This window comes from Bacteroides sp. RTP31139st1_H2_RTP31139_211217, assembly GCF_040227615.1.
GTDB classification, from domain to species: Bacteria; Bacteroidota; Bacteroidia; order Bacteroidales; family Bacteroidaceae; genus Bacteroides; species Bacteroides uniformis.
Window position 1 is genome coordinate 417 of the sequence record NZ_JBCNZM010000326.1, and the last position, 1,199, is coordinate 1,615.

Annotated in this window: 1 protein-coding gene and 1 pseudogene; both read right to left on the reverse strand. The window is 47.5% G+C overall.

Features of this window, described 5'->3' with window-relative positions:
• The coding region (gene mobV, locus ABUA47_RS24620; protein ID WP_349832270.1) for a MobV family relaxase at positions 1 to 810 on the reverse strand (810 nt) is incomplete at its 3' end.
• A gap of 205 nt (positions 811 to 1,015) precedes the next feature.
• Positions 1,016 to 1,199, reverse strand: a pseudogene (locus ABUA47_RS24625) (MarR family transcriptional regulator); the annotation flags it as partial.

The window sequence follows — 1,199 nt, forward strand, 5'->3', positions numbered from 1 at the left end:
TCTGCGTTCTGCCAACCGGATGTCTGATTGAAGTTCACCCAATACCTGTTGATGGCGTTTGATATTATCCTCGATTGTTGTACACTCTTCAGACAACATTCGGCGGTATTCCTCAGTCGTTCTGTGCCGTGCACCCGTTTCGGATATGCTTGTTCCTCTTGACATTCCCCACTTTGTATTGACTTCTGCGAAAAAGTCCGTATGAAGTTGTTTCATTCTTGCACTATATTCAAACTTATCCTTACCGGCGAAGATTTCCTTGTACGCAAAGCGACTATCCTTGATTGGCAGAAGCGTACAGTGGATATGCGGGTTCAATTCATCCAGATGTACAATGAATGCAGCGATGTTCTGCTCACCATATCTGCCACAAACGAATGAATAAACATCCTTCGCCCAGCGTTCAATGTCACGCTTCCGTTCGATGCGGGTATTGTCCGCTCCTTTTTCAAAGTCCACCTGTTGCGTACCGAAAGCAAGTTCCTGCATTCGCTTCCGTGAACCGCCGAAGATAATATTTACCACCGTGCGGTATTTTGGTTCGAGCAGCCCCTCATTAGGATCTTTGATTCCACGGTGACTTAATATGTCCGCCATCCGTTCGGGAATGCTACGGCTTGTGTCGATGGGATGTATTTTACCTCCGGGCGCAATCTCGAAGTTCAGCCGTTTACGCGTAGGATCATAATTTCCCTTACTCATAGCGTACTTCTCTGCCTTTTCACTACGGTCACGCAGATGTTCATTACTTTGGGCGGTGGTAATCCCTTTCGACACCTGCACGTCGAGTACCTGTTTTTGATTAGCCATACGTTTTTCATATTGTTGCGGACAATCTACCGTGTCCCAGCTTGCTGCTTGTTCGGACACCCTTCCCACCGACGTCAGGCAGGTGGGGTATTAGGCTCCCCCTTCCCTTTGTTCGTGGCAGACGGGCAAGCCCGGATGCCTTCTATAACTGGCAGGGGTCTTCACTGGATACAAAAGTAGATTGTTGCGGTTATACGTTCTGTTTTCAATCTCCAATCTGGTACGTTGCCTCTTGTGCCTTTGCAGCGAATGCCAGAAAAGGCTTAAAAAGCGTTTTAAGGAACTCCCTGTCATCTTCATCATAATCGGTATTGTCATCCCTATCTACATCAAGAATAAGCCCGGCAATACCTTTCGAAGTTGCGACAAGTCCTGTCCAGTCCCCATAC